This is a genomic window from Pseudomonas sp. PONIH3 (assembly GCF_002934345.1).
Taxonomy (GTDB): Bacteria; Pseudomonadota; Gammaproteobacteria; order Pseudomonadales; family Pseudomonadaceae; genus Aquipseudomonas; species Aquipseudomonas soli.
This window is the reverse complement of record NZ_CP026386.1, coordinates 5,747,540-5,765,240: the sequence shown is the minus strand read 5'-3', so window position 1 is coordinate 5,765,240 and position 17,701 is coordinate 5,747,540. Positions and strand designations below refer to the sequence as shown.

Below are 17,701 nucleotides of genomic sequence, written 5' to 3'. Positions count from 1 at the left end.
TCAGTACAGGCATTCGACGGCCATGGCCGTCGCTTCGCCACCGCCGATGCAAATGGCCGCCACGCCACGGCGCAGGTTGTTCTGGCGCAGCGCCGACAGCAGGGTCACCAGGATCCGCGCACCCGAAGCGCCGATTGGGTGGCCCAGGGCGCAAGCGCCACCATGGATGTTGACCTTGTCGTGGGGCAGGTCGAGATGCTTCATCGCCGCCAGGGTGACCACCGCGAACGCTTCGTTGATCTCGAACAGGTCCACCTCGGCCAGGTTCCAGCCAGTGCGTTCGAGCAGCTTGTCAATGGCGCCGATCGGCGCGGTGGGGAACAGCGCCGGGGTATCGGCGAAGGCAGCGTGGCCATGGATCAGCGCCAGCGGCTTGAGGCCGCGCTTTTCGGCCTCGGAGCGCCGCATCAAGACCAGCGCCGCGGCCCCATCGGAGATGGAGCTGGAGTTGGCGGCAGTGACAGTACCGCCCTCGCGGAAGGCAGGTTTCAACTGCGGGATCTTGTCCAGGCGAGCCTTGGGCGGCTGCTCGTCGTCCTTGATGACCCGCTTGTCCTTGCCCTCGGTGACCTCCACCGCAACGATCTCGGGCGCAAACCGACCGCTCTTGATTGCATCCTGGGCACGGGTCAGCGAAGCGATGGCGAAAGCATCCTGGGCTTCGCGGCTGAAAGCGCCCTTCTGCGCGCAGTCTTCGGCAAAGGTGCCCATCAGACGGCCTTTGTCGTACGCGTCCTCCAGCCCGTCCATGAACATATGGTCGATGATCTTGCCGTGGCCCATGCGATAGCCGCCACGGGCCTTGTCCAGCAGGTAGGGGGCGTTGGTCATGCTCTCCATGCCGCCGGCGACGATCACGTCGGCGCTGCCGGCGAGCAACTGGTCATGGGCCAGGATAGCGGCCTGCATGCCCGAGCCGCACATCTTGTTCAGCGTGGTGCATGTGGTGTGCTTGTCCAGACCGGCACCGAGCGCTGCCTGGCGCGCAGGAGCCTGGCCCTGGCCAGCCGGCAGCACGCAGCCGAACAGTACCTCCTGGACGCTGGCAGCATCGATACCGGCGCGCTCGACGGCGGCTCGGATCGCCGCACTGCCCAGTTGCGCCGCGGTCAGGCTCTTGAGGTCGCCCTGCAGGCCGCCCATCGGCGTGCGCACGGCGCTGACGATAACAATCGGATCGTTGGCGAGGGTCATGTTCAATCTCCTTACTTGGCAGCCATGCGCAGCGCTCCGTCGAGGCGGATCACCTCACCGTTGAGCATGCTGTTTTCGATGATATGGCGGACCAGTGCAGCGTATTCCTGAGGGCGGCCCAGGCGAGGCGGGAACGGCACGCCAGCGGCCAGCGAAGCACGTACTTCCTCGGTCATGCCGGCCATCATCGGCGTTTCAAAAATGCCCGGGGCGATCGTCATCACGCGGATACCGAAACGTGCCAGCTCACGGGCAGCGGGTAAGGTCAAGCTGGCGATGGCGCCCTTGGAAGCGGCATAGGCCGCCTGGCCGATCTGCCCATCGTAGGCGGCGATGGAGGCGGTGTTGATGATCACGCCACGCTCCCCTTCCTCGTCCGCAGCCCCTTCGGCCATGGCCGCAGCAGCCAGCCGCAGCAGGTTGAAACTGCCGATCAGGTTGACGTTGATGACCTTGGCGAAGCTGCCCAGGGCGTGCGGGCCATTCTTGCCCAGGACCTTTTCGGCACCGACGATGCCTGCGCAGTTGACCACCCCGTGCAGGCTGCCAAAGGCACCAACGGCGGCGTCGATTGCGGCTTGTACGGCCTGTTCGTCGCTGATGTCGGCCACCGCGAAGCGGGCATGGTCACCCAGCTCGCGCGCCTTCGTTTCGACGGCCTGGGCATTGAGGTCGACCAGCATGACCTTGGCACCAGCCTCGACCAGCATGGACGCAGTAGCGGCACCCAGCCCAGAGGCGGCGCCGCTGACGATGAAGTGCTTGTTCAGTAGTTGCATGATCGGCTTTCCTTTCAGGCGCTGACAGGGGTGATCTGTTGCGCTTGTTGTTTGGCGACTTCCTGGTTACGCAGGATGAAGCGTTGCAGCTTGCCGCTTGGGGTCTTGGGCAGCTCGCTGACGAATTCGATTTCACGGGGGTAGGCATGTGCGTACAAGCGCTGGCGCACATGCTGACGCAGGTCCTCTTCCAGCTCGGCGCTGCCTTGATAGCCGGCGGCCAAGACCACGAAGGCTTTGATCAGCTCAGTGCGCTGCGGATCCGGTTTACCGATCACCGCCGCCTCGATCACTGCGGGGTGCTCGATCAACGCGCTCTCTACATCGAACGGGCCTACTCGGTAGCCGGAGGTGGTGATCACATCGTCACTGCGCCCGACGAAGCTGACGCTGCCTTCCGGGTTCAACTCGACGGTGTCGCCGCTGAGGTAGTACTTGCCGACAAAGGCCTTGGTCGGTAGACCGTGGTAGCCAGCGAACCAGCACAACGGCGATTGCTCGCGATCGACAGCGAGGATGCCCGGCTGTCCGGCTGGCAGTTCCTGCCCCTGCTCGTCCAGTACCACGATGCGATGGCCGGGGATGGCGAAACCGGCCGCCCCCATGTGCACCGCATGTCGCAAACCATGGTGGTTGCACAACACCATGCCCAGCTCGGTCTGGCCGTAATGGTCGTGGATGGTGACCCCCAGTTCTTCGGCGAACCAGCGGATCACCTCTGGGTTGAGCGGCTCACCGGCACTGCTGACCACCCGCAGGCGCCCGTTGACAGGTGCCGAGAACTGCTCGCCGGCGGCAATCAGCAGGCGAAATGCGGTGGGAGAGCCGGCCAGGTTAGTGATACCCAGCTTGTCGATCACCCGGGCGCAGCTGTCGACGCTGAAGGGGCCATCGTAGAACGTGGTGGCATGGCCCAGCGACAAGGGACCGGTCACGGCGTAGTACAAGCCATAGGCCCATCCTGGGTCGGCCAGATTCCAGAAGTTGTCTTCTGGGCGCAGGTCGATGGCATCGCGCATGTAGCCCTGGAAGGCGACGATGGCGCGCAACGGCACTTCCAGCGGTTTGGCAGGGCCGGTGGTGCCGGAGGTGAACATCAGCAGGAACGGGTCGCTGCCCGAGCGCATGACCGGCTCGCAAACCTGCGATGCGCTGTCCATGCATTGCTGAAAGTCCAGTTCGCCACTGCGGGCGTTTACCGTGATGATGGTCGGGCAGCCGTGCACATCGTCCAGTTTGCAACGGTTAAGGCTGTCGGTCACAACGACGCGGGCGCGGGATTGCGCCAGACGGTGCTCGATGGCCTTGGGACCGAAAGCAGTGAACAACGGTTGATACACTGCCCCGAGGCGCCATGTGGCAAGCACCGTGACCAACAGCTCGGCCGTGCGCGGCATGAGCCCTGCTACCCGGTCCCCGGCACCCACTCCTTGAGCCTTGAGTACATTGGCGAAGCGGACCGCAAGGGATTGCAACTGATCGAAGCTGTAACGGCTGCTGTTGCCATCGCGGTCCTCGTGCAGCAGCGCCAGCCTGCCGCTGCCGACATGTCGGTCACAGCATTCGACACAGGCATTGAGTGCTTCGAGGTTGCCATGCAGCGCTGTCGCAACAGCTTCGCCATACTCGAACACACGAACAGCCTCGGCGTAATCACGCATCGTCGGACTCCTGGTTTGTTTTTTTTGGAGTTAACCATCGGTCCGACGATGTTCGCGCCGCTCGTCATCAGCGGCAATGGCCAAAGCTGTCAATCTGGATGACCGGTTTGGCCGCTGACGGGCTCACCCCAGGCCCCGCTCCCATCCTCGTATGAACTGCAAGCTCAGCTCGACCCTCAAGGCTTGGGTCTCCTCTGCCCGCTGCTCATCCAGCACCCCCTGCTCATCCTGGAACTGCGCGGTATCGAGCGTCCCACGGCGTGCCTGCAAAACCTGCTGGCGCTCGTTAACCCGTTGCTCCAAAGCCTCGAAGGCTGGGCGATAACGCCGTGAGAGAAAGCCTTGCCAGAATGGTCGCTGGCTCAGGTAGCTTGCCAATGCCCCCGGCGTTTCCAGGGCGCGCACCGTTCGCCGCGCCGCGAGCAGTTGATCTGCGCTCACACGATTGAGATCGGTGATACGCAGGGCGTGCGGCTGGCCCGGCAAGCGCAGCCATTGACGCAGGCCAACCCGATACCCCAGGCGAATGCCAGGGGCATCATGGACCTCGCGCTGAAGGCTGCGCCGCGCTGTATCCTGCCGGGCAATGCGCTGCACCTGTTCCAGGCGGAACAAGCTACGCCCCAGCGCATACAGCTCGGCGCCGGAGGTGGCGACCTGCGCCTGAGCAACCTGGTTGCGCAGGCGGCTCACCCACATCTGGCTGAAGCAGTCCATCACTGCGTTGTCGTTTACCGGCCGCTGCGCTGCGAGACGATACACCGTCGCCTGCAAGTCAGCGTCGGTGTCGATGGCCATCAGCAAGAGCCAGGCGTTTTCCAGGAGCTCTGCGCGAGGCCAGGCATAATCGGCAAGGGGTATCAGCCGTTGCAACAGGCCGATCAGCTCACCCCCTTCGGCTGTTGCCTGCAGGCGCTGCCAGCGCCGGTCTCGTGCCGGCTGGGCCGCCGCATCGCCGTCGACCCACCAGGCCCGGACGAGCACCGGATCGTCCACTGGGGAGCTCAATAGCTCATTTTCCTCGACGATGGCATCCAACGCCTGCAATCGCAAAAGGTCCAGGGAGCTCAAACGGTTGCCGTCTACCAACAAGGAGCGGCGAAACTCGTACGGCATCGCCAATACCTCGCCCGGCACGCCAACCAGTTGGTTGCTCCTCAAGTCCACCTGCTCAAGGAAGCCACAAAGCCCGATATCTCTCGGCCACTGCTCGAGGCGACAGTTTTGCAGGCGCAGTTGTACGAGATGCGGTAGCCGGCTAAAACTCATGGTCGTTTCCCCGAGGGGATTGTGGCTGAGATCGAGGTGGGTCAGCCGGCCCAGGCTCTGCAACCGTGTGAGGGAGGCTAAATCCGGACGTATGTCATTGTGGCGCAAGTGCAATTCCCGCAGCGCGCTGAGGTAACCGATACCCTCTGGAAGGCGCAACAACCGATTGTTGTTCATGTTCAATACCCGCAGTGCAATCAGCCCCTGCATGAACTGCGCAGGCACGTGAGTGATCGCGGTTTCATTGATGGCCAGCACTGTCAGGTGAGCGAACTCCAACGTGGCTGGGAGCTCGGGAAGACTGCTGATACGCGGGCCCAGAAGGTGCAGGCGCTGGCCAATCACTGCGCCTTGAGCATCCCGCACCAGCTCACCTTGCGCTCTCCAGGCTCGGCGCAAGTCAGCGGCAACGCGCATGCGCGATCGGCGCACGGCGTCGCTCAACGCCGCCGAAACCCAGCGATTGAGCGCCTGGTCCAAAGCCTCATGGTCATCCTGGAGGTCGGCCAGTATTTGGTACGCAGTGCCCCTGCCCCGGAGCAGGCGTTCTATTTCGGCATCCAGCTGAGCATCCTGCAAGCCGGGGAAATACCGTTGCAGGCCGCGCCGTAGCACCTCCCGCGCACTCCCTCGCCCCGGTTCGCGGCCGCTGAGCAGATACCCCACACGGCCATCCTCCAGCCGCCTGCCGGGGTTGAACCAGCGTGGTTGTGCTGGCCAGCCCAGCAAACGCGAAATACCGTCACCCGTTGCAGGCACTTGACCGACGATCTGAGCACGCAGTTGCACTGCCCGGTCGCCACTGTCCACACCCAACTCGGCTAATTGCCGGGCGGTGAGCGTCTCGCATATGACAGAAAAGATATCTGCTGACCTGTCATGCGCCAGCGCCAATGGTCGACCATCGCTGCCGTAAACCAGGAAACGTCCCTGGCTGCGCACCATCACCTTGCAGGCCACCGCATCATCAGCGGCGACGATGCTGCCAATCAGACGCCCGTTCACCGTCCCCTCACGCAACTCCAGGCTCACCGAGATGGGATCACCCTGAGCCAGTAACGCCATCACCAACGCACCGGTTTCATCACTGTAGGCGCAGGTCAGGTACAGGCCTTCCAGCGCACGGCTCAGGCGCACCACACGCAGCAACGCAGCGGCTCGGCTGGCAAGTTCCAGGTGCAGCCTGCCAGTGGCAAGCGATTGGCTGCGCTGTGTCGCATCTGCCTCTGCCGCCAACTCACGGGCATAAGCCACCGGCAGGCCAGGAAAGTCCCGCACGAGCACGCGTACCAGCTCATCGTCGCTGGCAGGCCACGCTGTCAGGTGCTCCAGCAAGGGGCCACGCAGGGCATGTTCATGGGCAAGCACGTTGCTCATTCCGCTACCGACCTGCTCTTGCGCTTCGCACCAGCGGAGCAAGGGAATATCCCCTTGCGGCAGTTGGCCGCTGCGAACGTGGGCAAAGAACCGGTCAACGCGCGAATCCTGCTCGAAACGCCGCAGGGTCTCCCTGAGGTTCACCGGCACGACACGGTTCTCGACCAGGATACCGCGCAGTTCATCCTGGTCGACGCCTGCCACCTGCAGGATCTGCCGGGCCCTGGCCGAGTCAATGGCAGGATGTTGCGGCCAGAGGGTATCAAGCATGCGGGCGCTGTCCTGCCAGTCCAGTGGTTGCTCGCACATCAGTTGCCAGCAGCGCTCACCGTTATGCAGCACTATCGGGCCATAGGCATCAGCACGCAGAGGGTGACGCAGACGATAAAAGCCATTTGGCTCCTGCCGGTGCACCTCGAAGTAACGCGTCCCTGAGCGCATCCAGCATTGCGTGCCTTGACGATACAGGCCATCCGCGCCCAGGCTCGCGCCTTCTGGGCGGGACTGGTAGGGATCGAGGTCCCCAGACCATAGGCGCTGTCCCCTCGCGCCGAGGCTCACCGGTTGCAGGGTATCGAGCAGGCCACCTTGCAACAGTGCAACCCCTGCCACCACGGCGCTGCCCACCGCCACCGTTTCAAGCACATTGAACAGGTGCTCCAAGGCTTCATGCTGGTGCCCTTCGCTCAAGTCGGCAACGCCTTCATAGATGTCGGACAGCGTCTGGACCAACAATTGCCCCAGCAAGATCGCGCCGACCACCGGGATGAATAACCCGGCCAGATTGACCAGGCTCATGCCGGCCGACGTCCACTGTTCAAAGCGCTCGCGTGCGGCCTGGGCATCGGCTTGCGCCGTTGGCACGAGCAACAGGCGTGCATCATCTTTCACCCGTAGCACCTGCTCTGCGGCCATCCTGGCAAACACGCTCCCTTGAACAGTCCTCGCCTGCACCCGCAGGTCGGGAACCTGATCCTGCAGCCGCAGTTCAAGCGTACGCAGGAAACCTGCCCTGTGCCGCAAGCTGATCAACTGGCTGAAATGCTGCCGGTAAGCCGGCGCTTGCAGCAACATGGCAAGGGCCTGCTCCAGCACGGCCGCGTCGCGAAAATAGCGCAGGGCCTTCACCGGATCTGTCGGCAGATAAAGCACGATCCCCTGAGACTGACCGTGCTGATCTTTCAATTCGATCAGCATGCCGTCAGCAACAGGCTGCTCCAGCACCTGCAACAAACCTGGGTAAGCCCTCAGCCCGATGTGCAGCAGACCTATTTCCTCATCGAGTACCCCACGCAAGGCGCTTTCGCCGAAAGCGTCTATTTCGCCTTGCAACACAGCGATCTTGGTGGCAAGCCGCAAACCTGAACGTTTGTGATCGGCCAGCAGCTCCTCGGTCGCGGGCGAAAAAACCTGCGCCAGCAAGTCCTGATAGCGGCTACCTGCATCCAGCTCCCGACAGCCTGCGACCAGTTCGCCGGACTCGCCCGAAAGGACAGCGTCCGTGCCTGCAAGCACCAGGCCTGTACCTTTGTAATAAGTGCTGTGCGCCGGGAAGTTGCTCATCAGTTGCTGCAGCCCGTTACGCCGGCTCTCGCTATAGCCGTAACTGGGTAACGCCTGGCCTGCAAGCGTGTCGAAGCGGGGCGTCACGACCCGCCATTCAAGTTCGGCAAAGGTCGTACCTTCGGGCAGTGGTTGCCTGAGCAACCCGCTGAAGTGCCGTTCGGCGAACACCTGCAGCGATTGCAATTGGGCAGTAACAGCCCGCAGCCGCGCCTGGCTTGCCCGATGTTCCTTGAAGCGCGCCCGTAGATCTCTGATCTGGGCCAGCGAAGCCCGGCTCAGCCAGTCGGGTAGCCTGGCGCGTATGAAGTCATGCGTAGCACTGGTGATTTTCTGTTCAGTCGTACGTTCCGCGGTTGTGGTCATGGAGTCTCCTTGGTTGACGGTAGCGACCCGTCAATGCTCCCCGACCGCCGACGCTAAACGCAGAAGGAACTGCACCTCTTTTTGCTTCACGTCACGCGAACGGCGCCGAGCTGCCCCATCATGCGACGGGGCGAGGAGCGCCAGTCACCCTGCGCTCCTGACGCAGGGTGTAAAACGCCCCCTCGCCACGCGTCCCAGGTTACCGCCCACGGTATCGCGGCACGCCTTCATAAGCAGCGTCGATATCCGCGCTCATGTCACTCCCATTGCTTCCTGGGTCAGCCGCAACACGAGCGCCTCGATCGCGGCCCTGCGCTCGGCCGTCAGCCTGTCGACCTCGACCAGATAAGCGCCTTCGCCACCAGCGGCGAGTCCGCTCAATGCTTCCAGACGTTCCGAGAATGGTTCCTCAACTGCGCTGAATGTCGCCGGCTGCTCGCGTTGCAGATACTCTCGCCAAAAATCGCGCTGGGTCACGAAACGCACCAATTGGTCACTGCCTTCCGCTTCACGTACCGCAGCAGCGGCCACGGCCAATTGCTGCTGGCTGACATCTGCAATGGTGCTGAACTGCATCGTCCTTGGCTGGCCTGGAAGCTCCAGTTCGACAGCCAAACCAGTCCGGTAGGCCAGGCTGACCTCGATTTCGTCGACAGTCTGCCCTTGCGCCACGCGAGCCTGCACATCCTCCCGGGCCAAACGCTCAACCTGTTCAAGACGGAACAACTGCCTGGCTACGCGCAAGCGAGTCAGCCGTGCGGCCACAGGCTCATCCTGTTGAAGCGCCTGGCGCAGGTACAATCGTACCTCCAGGGCACTGAAACAGGCCGCCACACTATCGGCACAGGTTCGCGAGTCAGCAGCCAGGTTGAACAGTTCTTCACGTAACACCGTATCGCTGTGCATCGCCTCCAGCATGGTCCAGACCCGCCGCCCCAGATCAGCAGGAATGAGTTGATAATCACGGGTGCTGGTCAGCTCCTTCAGCAACCCGAAAAACTCGTCGCTGCCCCCCTCGCCCTGAAGGCCATCCCAATGTGCTTCGCTGATACCACGCCGCGGCGCCTCGACCAACGCCAACCATTGCTCACGTGCTGTGGCCACCGCCGGCAGTTGCGCGTCCACGGCGGCCCCCACTGCGCCCGCAGCCAGCATGCGCTGCCTGACAGCATTGGATAACGGATTGCCGGACAACCTGACGGCCATTCGCAAAGCCTCGGGGGCTTCGAGCAGCATCTCGGGTAGTGCGCCAATATGGTTATCACGCAAGTCGACAAGCTCCAGCAAACGGCAACGGTGCAGTTGCGCAGGCACCGTCTGCAAATTCGCGCCTCGCATGTGCAGTTCGCGCAAGCGGCCCAGCGCATCCAACTGCAGAGCAATTGCTCCCAAGGGGTTGTGGTTCAGATCGAGGATGCGCAAGCGTGTGAGATTGCCAAGGGCGGCAACCCCCGCTGCGGTCATGCGGATCTGGTTGCCAGCCAGCCGGAGGTTGGTCAGATGAGACAGATGCATCAATTCGGCAGGCACCTCGGTCAGGCGATTGTCACTCAGGTTCAACCAGCGCAGCTGAGAAAAACAGCGCAAGAAGGTGGCGGGAACATGTTCCAACGCCAGGTCACTGAGTACCAGTTCAGCCACGTGGGCGAAGTCGGTGTCGACCGGGAGCTCGGGAAGACTGCGTAAAGGTACGCCTGTCAGGCTCAGGCGCATGCCCTGAGATGCTCCGTGCTGGTCGACGATATGCTCGCCGATCAGGCGCCAGCTGCGTCGCAGCTCGTCTGCGACCAACAGGCGGGCAGACTGGCTGGCAGTGGTGCGCGTGCCTTCCACCCAACGCGTCAATGCTTCACTGAACCTGTGATACTGCTGTTCCTGCCGCAACAGATTGCCCAACGCCGATCCCGGCTGCTCCAGCAAGATGCCCAGAAACGTTTGCACTTCCTGGTCATTGAAGCCTGGATACAGGCTTCGAATGCGTGCACGCATCAGCTGCTGGCCGGCATTGCCCCCTGCGCCCCTGCCGCTGAGCAAGTAGCCAACGCGGCCATCGGGCAGGCGCCGAATGGGGTTTTGAGGCGCGCCAACGTCACGGGCACCCAACAATTCAAGCAAGGCCTCACGCCCTTGCGGCAGCCAGCGCTGCAGCGTCAGGCGCATTTGAGTCAACGCCTCGTCGCCATGCCAACCGAGGCGTCGTCGGTCCGCGACTGGCAGGCAGGCCAGCAACGCTTCGTCTAGCTCAAGTGGCCCTGGCGCCCTCGCTTGCGACTCGGTGCCGGTCACGTCATACAGGCGGTAGCGACCGTTGTGCCGGACCATCACCACATTCACGCCAGCCTGTTCCGGTTCAGGCAAACACGCCAGCCGGCGACCGTCAGTTGAGCCCTCGCGCAGTTCCACTTTTGTTGCAGCCGGCCAACCGGCGTGCTCGCGCAAGAGGCAGAAGACCAACTCATCCAGACCTGGGTGATGGCTGCCAGCCAGGTACAGCCCTTCACGCATGCGGGTCAGCCTGGCCACCTGCAGCAGCTGGCGCGCATGCTGTGCCACCGCCAACGGCAGCCGCGCCTGAGTGCGCAGGGCGACACGTTGCCCAGCCGTGATGTGTTGTAGAACATGCAATGCATACGCATCAGGCAAACCCGGGAAATCGCGCTGGATAAGCCAGCCAAGGGAGTCTGACTTCAGATAGCGACCAGCCAGGTAATCGAGCAACCGGGGCCGCAGGCTGGCGGCACGCTCGGCAACCTGCTCCACCTGTTCATCTCGCGACAGGGTTTGCAGCCCCAGATCGTCCAGGCACCATTGCCACAACTCACTGTCAGACCTGCCGAGATGGGCAAAGAATCGCTCTATCCGATCATCTGCGCTAAAGCGCTCCAAGGTGTCGCGTAACGCCACTGGCAACGGGCGCTTCTCCACCAGCAAGCCGCGTAAATGCTCCTGGCTCACGTCCGCCACCTTGAGCACCTGGGCGACTCGCTCGCTCCCTAACGCCGAGGAGGCTGGCCAGAGGCGTTGCAGCAGCATCTGGGCCCCCTGCCACTCAAGCGGCCGCTCGCTAAACAATTGCCAGGAAACTTCATTGTTACGCTCCAGAGAAGGACCAAACGCGGTCTCATCCGTGGGGTCCTGCAAGCGCCAGGGGCCATGCTCACCCAGGGCACGCACCCGCCAGTACTTACCACCGTGGAGCCACCAATGCCGCACGCCATCGGTGTGCAAACCATTGTCCAGTTCGTAAAGCGTCGCGCTCGGCCGCTCGCCCTGATAACGCGACAGGTCATTTGACCAAAGCCGTTGACGGCCCGCGACGTTGTTGATGGGCTCCAGCCCATCGACGAAGGTGCTCCGGACAAAGCCACGCGCCACCAGCGCTCCCCCCGCGGCCACCGCGGCAGTTACCGCCAGGTTCTCGGCAACCCCTAGCAGATGCTCGAGGGCTTCATGCTGATGGCCCAAGGTCCAGTGCCTGACTCCTTCGTAAACTTCCGACAGTGTGTGCGTCACCATGTCCGCCAACAGCAACGCGCCAATCGCCGGCACGAACAACCCGGCCAGGTTGAGCAGGGCCAACCCTGCCGACGCCAGAGATTGCTCACGTTCCAGCGCTTGCCTGGAGTCCGCATCAGCTGTCGGCACAGCCAGGAAGCGCGCATCTTCGCGTATCCGCTCCAACTGCTGTAAAGCCAGGCCCTCGAACTGCCCCTGCGGCAGGTTGGCGAACGTCGGCTCAAGATCAGGGTCCTCATCGGCCAGCCGCTTAGCCAGCGTGGTGAGAAATCCGGCCCGCTCGCGCAGCGAGATCCGTTGTACAAGCGCCGCACACCGAGCAGGATCCTTGAACATTTCAACCAGCTGGAAGTTGATCACACGCCAGGAAACCAGATGTCGGAGGGCAGCGTGGGCATCGTCCGACAGCACCAGCAGCACGCTGCCTGCATGCCGCTGGTCGTCGCTACCGAGCTCCACAACCAGCGCCGCATGCAAAGTGCAACCCAATACTTGCAACGGGCCACACCGCACTGTCCGGCCGTTCTGAAGCGTGCCTGCCCGCCCCGCCACCACATCGCGCACAATCTGGGCTTCGGCTGGCGGCAAAAGGCCCCGGGTGGCGGCTATCTCGAGCTGCAGGGCAAGGGCTTGGCGAAGGCTGTTGGCCAGGGATTGCTGGAATGCAGGAGTGAACAACTGGGCCAGATGCTCCTGGTAACGTGCGCCCACATCAGTCCTGCGGCAGACACTGACAATCTGTGCAGCGTCACCGAGGGCAATCCGTTCCGGCACGTCGGTGCCCGGAATTGGCGGATAAACCAGTGCCGTTTCCATGTAGAAAGATTCACCTTTTGCAAAATTCTGCATCAACCTCTGCAAAGCGGGCACCTTCACGAAGTACGACTCATCCGTGGGGAGTTTTCCCGTTTCCACCTTGAACCTGCGACGCTGCTCCCGCCAGTTCGCGCTGTCGAGGTCCAAGAGCACAGATTGCTCCTGGTAGAACGCCTCCGCCAGCAAGCGCCGGGCAAACGTATCCACGGGTTCCAACCGCCTGAATACAGCCGACACTTCAGCCTGGCTTCTGAGGTGGGCCTTATAGGCATCGCGCAACGCCATCACTTGGGCGGCACTGGCCCGCCTCAACCAGTCCGGCAATACCTCACTGAGAAAGTCATCAGTCGGGTGTTCGAGCTTTGGGTGCAGTGGCGCCTGTTGCATGAGGGTCGATCCTGTGGCTGGAAACCCTCAACGCTGAAGTATCTGCCCGCTCCACTGCAGACGGAATCAATTGCCAGCGTGGCGCGCCTGGATCACAGCGCGGTACTGCCCCGGGTTGCACCCGAACCACTTGCGAAAGGCCTTGTAGAACGAGCTGGCATCGGCAAACCCCAAACGTTCGGCGATCTCGCCCATCGCCGGTTCCGCGCCCACCAGCCAGGTAGTGGCGAGCTCACGCCGCACACTGTCCTTCAGCCTTTGGTAGGTCTGCCCCTCTTCGGCAAGACGCCTGCGCAGGGTCGAAGCAGACAGGCACAGGCTTTGCGCCAGGCTATCCAACGCCGGCCACTGCGCGGGGGCCTGGCGCAGCAGGTCGGTGCGAATACGCCGTGCCAAGCTGGTCGGGTCGCGATAACGCACCAGGATATTACCCGGTGCTTGAGCGAGAAAGCGCTGCAACTCCTGCTCGCTGCGCCGCAACGGTAGGCCGAGACAATCTGCTGGGATGATCATGCGTGTCCGCGGACGGTCGAACTGCAGGTTCTCGGAGAACATGACCCGGTAATCATCACAAAACGGCGGTTCGGCGCAGCGCAATTCGATGCCCAGGATAGGGATGCGCCGCCCGGCCAGCCAGCAGGCCACGCCGTGCACGATCATCCAGAAGGTGAAATAGGTGAAGGCTCGACGCGGCTCGGCGCGCGGTTCATCAATGACCAGTTGCGCCAACCCCTGTTGCCGCACCAGGCACGGCTGCAGATCTTCGAGCATCAGTGCAAGAAACTTCAGCGCCATCTCGAGACCGTCGCCCAGAGTTTGCTGCGCCATGCTCGCACGGCACATGAACGCCAGGCTGCCGGTACGCAGCCCGCGAGCATCCATGGCGAAAAACTCGTCGTCGCAACGGCGGGCCAGCAAGCGCCAGAGGCGCGCATAGGATTGCGCGGCAACACGCGCCTCGGGCAGGTACAGGGCGCCAGCATCGATACCGGCACGTGCCAGCAAAGCAGCATCCGCTTCGTCGCCACGGCAGGTCTGCAACAGGGCCTCGCGCACCAGTTGCATGGAAATCGTGTCTTTCGTGCTCATCGGTTGATCCGGGGCGATCCAACGGCCATCTTAGGCCGCTGGACCGAAAATGCCAGCCTCAGGCCCTCGCACCAGGTACGACCAGCGCAACACACGATCATGCCGCCAGCCCTAGGAAAGCCTGGATCAGGCGCAATTCGCGGCGCCGCTCAAGGCAGCCGATCATGTGCCGGTTGAGCAGCCCCTCGCCAGCCAGGGGCCTGGCCACTACCCGCGGATCATGAGCCAACTCCACCGACGATACGATACCGATGCCCAACCGTGCCGCCACCGCTTCGGTCACGGCCTCCCGACTGTCGAGCTCCAGCAGCACACGCGGCTGCACCTGCACCAGGGCGCAGGCCTGGTCGAAGGTGCGGCGGGTAATCGAATTCGGTTCACGCAGCACCATAATCTGTCGGTCCAGCGCGTCGATGGCCAAGTCGTCTGCGGCCCCAGCCAAAGGATGGTCAACCGGCAGCAAGGCACACAGGCGCGAGTCTCCCAGGCTTTGCAGGTAGAGCCCCTTGCGCGGCTCAACCTCGGTCAGTAGCGCCACGTCGGCGTGCTCGGACAACAACGCGGCCAGGGTTTCCTGAGCATTGCCCAAACGCAGGTTGACGGTAATGCCTGGGAAGCGGGCACGCAGCTGGGCCAGCATTGGCATCACCCGGTGCGGCCCGTCAGCGGCCACCTCCAAGCGCCCGGTGAGCAGTTGGCGATTGGCTTCGAGCATGGCCTGCGCCTCTTCAGCCATGCCGAACATGGCACGGGTGATCGCGGCCAGGCGGGTACCCTCCTCGGTCAGTTCCACCCGCCGCGCAGTACGCCGCAGCAAGGTGATCTGGTAGTGCTCCTCCAGCGCCTTGACGTGCCCCGTCACCGCCGGCTGGCTGATGAACAGACGCGCAGCGGCACGGGTGAAACTGCCTTCACGGGCGACAGCATCGAAGGCACGTAGCTGGAACAGGTTCATTAGTATCGGCCTTAGTTATAGCTCGGATAACAACAAACAATTTGATTGATGAAAGCCCGAATTGCAACCTAAGCCCCGTAGTTCCAGACCACCGCTTGTGAGGAATAACGGAATGAGCAACGCCCCGATCCTGCTGACCCCCGGCCCCCTGACGACCTCGTCCCGCACCCGCCAAGCCATGCTGGTGGACTGGGGCTCCTGGGACCGCGACTTCAACCAGCTGACCGCCAGTGTGTGCGAGCAACTGCTGGCAATCATCAATGGCAGCGCCAGCCACCACTGCGTGCCCCTCCAAGGCAGCGGGACCTTCGCCGTGGAAGCGGCCATCGGCACCCTGGTCCCGCGTGACGGCAAAGTGCTGGTCCTGATCAACGGTGCCTATGGCCAGCGCCTGGCGAAGATCTGCAAAGTGCTGGGCCGTCCCTACAGCACCTTCGAAACCGCCGAAGACCAACCAACCACCGCCGCCGATGTCGACCAGCTGCTGGCCGCCGACCCTGCCGTCACCCACGTGGCACTGATTCACTGCGAGACCAGCACCGGCATTCTCAACCCACTGGCTGAGATTGCCCAGGTTGTCCAGCGCCACGGCAAGCGCCTGATCATCGATGCCATGAGTTCGTTCGGCGCGCTGCCGATCGACGCCAGCCAGGTGCCTTTCGAAGCGCTGATCGCCGCCTCGGGCAAGTGCCTGGAAGGCGTGCCTGGCATGGGCTTCGTCTTTGCCGAGAAAGCCGCCCTGGCCGCTGCCGAGGGCAACGCCCATTCGCTGGCCATGGACCTGCACGACCAGCACGTTTACATGGCCAAGACCGGCCAGTGGCGCTTCACCCCACCGACCCATGTGGTAGCCGCCCTGCACGAAGCCCTGCAGCAGTACAACGAGGAAGGTGGCCTGCCAGCGCGCCACCAGCGTTACGCCGACAACTGCAAGACCCTGCTCGACGGTATGGCCGCCATAGGCCTGCGCAGCTTCCTGCCGGCCGCAATCCAGGCGCCGATCATCGTCACCTTCCACGCGCCGAACGATGCCCGCTACCAGTTCAAGGCATTCTACGAACGGGTCAAGGCCAAGGGCTTCATCCTCTATCCGGGCAAATTGACCCAGGTCGAGACCTTCCGCGTCGGCTGCATCGGCGTGGTCGGCGCCGATGGCATGCAGGCCGCCGTCAATGCCGTGGCCGAGGTGCTGCGGGAAATGGAAGTGCTGGACATCTGACACTTTGCCCATCGATCTCAAGGAAAACGCGCACATGAACTACAGCAATCCCACCCAGCTGCAAGCCGCCATCCTCGACTGGGCCGGTACCGTGGTCGACTTCGGCTCCTTCGCCCCTACGCAGATTTTCGTCGAGGCCTTCGCCGAATTCGACGTGCAAGTGTCCATCGAGGAAGCCCGAGGCCCCATGGGCATGGGCAAGTGGGACCATATCCGCACCCTGTGCGATGTACCCGAGATCGCCGAGCGCTACCGCAAGGCGTTCGGCCGCACACCGACCGATGATGACGTGACCGCCATCTACGAACGCTTCATGCCGCTGCAGATCGAGAAGATCGCTGTGCACTCGGCGCTGATCCCGGGTGCGCTGGACACCCTCACTGGCCTGCGCAAGGGCGGCCTGAAGATCGGTTCCTGCTCGGGCTACCCGAAAGTGGTGATGGACAAGGTGGTCGAGCTGGCCGCGCAGAACGGCTACGTGGCCGACCATGTGGTGGCCACCGACGAGACCCCGAACGGCCGCCCCTGGCCAGCTCAGGCCCTGGCCAACGTGATCGCGCTGGGGATCGACGATGTGGCGGCCTGTGTGAAAGTCGACGACACCGTGCCGGGTATCCTCGAAGGCCGCCGCGCCGGAATGTGGACTGTCGCGCTGGTGTGCTCGGGCAATGCCCTGGGTCTGACCTGGGAAGGTTACCAGGCCTTGAGCGCGGAAAAACTGGAGAGCGAGCGCAAGCGTATTCACGCGATGTTTGCAGGGTCGCGCCCGCACTACCTGATCGACACCATCAACGAGCTGCCCGAGGTGATCGCCGATATCAACCGGCGGTTGGCCAAGGGGGAGATGCCGCAGGCTTGCTGATCGTCCGCGTGATGGCCATCGCCGGCAAGCCGGCTCCCACAGGAGCCGGCTTGCCGGCGATGAGGCATCTTCAGACCGCCCGGTTCAGCTTCACCCACGAGGCAAACTTGTCGATGAACCCCTGCAGGAACGGCCGAGTCTTGTCACTCAACTTGCCACTGTCATCGAACAATGTTGCAGCACCGCCGATGTAGGCCTCGGGCATTTGCATGCACGGCATGTCGAGGAACACCAGCGACTGACGCACGGCATGATTGGCACCAAACCCGCCGATCGCCCCGGGCGACACACTGGCCACCGCCGCCGGTTTGCCACCCCATACGCTCTGCCCGTAAGGCCGCGATCCGACGTCGATGGCGTTCTTCAACCCGCCCGGCACCGAACGGTTGTACTCCGGGGTGACGAACAACACCGCGTCACTGCGACGGATCTCGTCGCGAAAATGCTTCCACGCCTCGGGAGCGCCCTCGGCCTCGACGTCCTCGTTGTACAACGGCAAATCGCCGATCTCGACGATCCTCAGGGCAAGGCTGGACGGCGCCAGCTCAGAAAGCGCGCGGGCCACCTTGCGGTTGAAGGAGTCCTTGCGCAAGCTGCCGACGACAACCGCTACCGAATAAACCTGGCTCATGGCGTTTTGCAACCTCT

General features: G+C 63.1%; 10 protein-coding genes. 2 read left to right on the top strand and 8 right to left on the bottom strand.

What is annotated here, in order from left to right; genetic code table 11:
• From C3F42_RS26650 to C3F42_RS26620, 7 genes are all read right to left on the bottom strand, one after another.
• Positions 1 to 1,194: an acetyl-CoA C-acyltransferase gene (locus C3F42_RS26650; protein WP_038706473.1), complete on the bottom strand. Its 1,194-nt coding sequence runs from the start codon at positions 1,192 to 1,194 to the stop codon at positions 1 to 3.
• 11 nt (positions 1,195 to 1,205) lie between these two features.
• A complete protein-coding gene (locus tag C3F42_RS26645) occupies positions 1,206 to 1,973 on the bottom strand; it encodes an SDR family NAD(P)-dependent oxidoreductase (protein ID WP_023629454.1) in 768 nt (255 codons plus the stop codon).
• Between the two features lie 14 nt (positions 1,974 to 1,987).
• The gene (locus C3F42_RS26640) at positions 1,988 to 3,634 is read right to left on the bottom strand and encodes an AMP-binding protein (RefSeq protein WP_023629453.1); all 1,647 of its coding nucleotides are present in this window, start codon (positions 3,632 to 3,634) and stop codon (positions 1,988 to 1,990) included.
• A gap of 123 nt (positions 3,635 to 3,757) precedes the next feature.
• Positions 3,758 to 8,029, bottom strand: a complete 4,272-nt coding sequence (locus tag C3F42_RS26635; protein WP_158659596.1) for an NEL-type E3 ubiquitin ligase domain-containing protein — start codon at positions 8,027 to 8,029, stop codon at positions 3,758 to 3,760.
• 432 nt (positions 8,030 to 8,461) lie between these two features.
• A complete protein-coding gene (locus tag C3F42_RS26630; protein WP_104445111.1) occupies positions 8,462 to 12,928 on the bottom strand; it encodes an NEL-type E3 ubiquitin ligase domain-containing protein in 4,467 nt (1,488 codons plus the stop codon).
• 66 nt (positions 12,929 to 12,994) lie between these two features.
• Positions 12,995 to 14,017: an AraC family transcriptional regulator gene (locus tag C3F42_RS26625; RefSeq protein ID WP_094012087.1), complete on the bottom strand. Its 1,023-nt coding sequence runs from the start codon at positions 14,015 to 14,017 to the stop codon at positions 12,995 to 12,997.
• A 97-nt stretch (positions 14,018 to 14,114) separates the two neighbouring features.
• Positions 14,115 to 14,972, bottom strand: a complete 858-nt coding sequence (locus C3F42_RS26620; protein WP_023629449.1) for a LysR substrate-binding domain-containing protein — start codon at positions 14,970 to 14,972, stop codon at positions 14,115 to 14,117.
• A 112-nt stretch (positions 14,973 to 15,084) separates the two neighbouring features.
• Here C3F42_RS26620 and C3F42_RS26615 point away from each other — a divergent pair, with 112 nt between their 5' ends.
• Together C3F42_RS26615 and phnX are read left to right on the top strand one after the other, a co-directional pair.
• The gene (locus tag C3F42_RS26615; RefSeq protein ID WP_023629448.1) at positions 15,085 to 16,191 is read left to right on the top strand and encodes a 2-aminoethylphosphonate--pyruvate transaminase; all 1,107 of its coding nucleotides are present in this window, start codon (positions 15,085 to 15,087) and stop codon (positions 16,189 to 16,191) included.
• A gap of 34 nt (positions 16,192 to 16,225) precedes the next feature.
• Positions 16,226 to 17,053 carry a phosphonoacetaldehyde hydrolase gene (gene phnX, locus C3F42_RS26610; RefSeq protein ID WP_023629447.1) on the top strand — a complete coding sequence of 276 codons (828 nt, stop codon included), beginning with the start codon at positions 16,226 to 16,228 and terminating at the stop codon, positions 17,051 to 17,053.
• Between the two features lie 70 nt (positions 17,054 to 17,123).
• Here the strand turns inward: phnX and C3F42_RS26605 are convergent, their stop codons facing one another.
• Entirely contained in the window at positions 17,124 to 17,684 is a 561-nt protein-coding gene (locus C3F42_RS26605; RefSeq protein ID WP_023629446.1) for an NADPH-dependent FMN reductase, read from the bottom strand.
• Between the last annotated feature and the right edge of the window lie 17 nt (positions 17,685 to 17,701).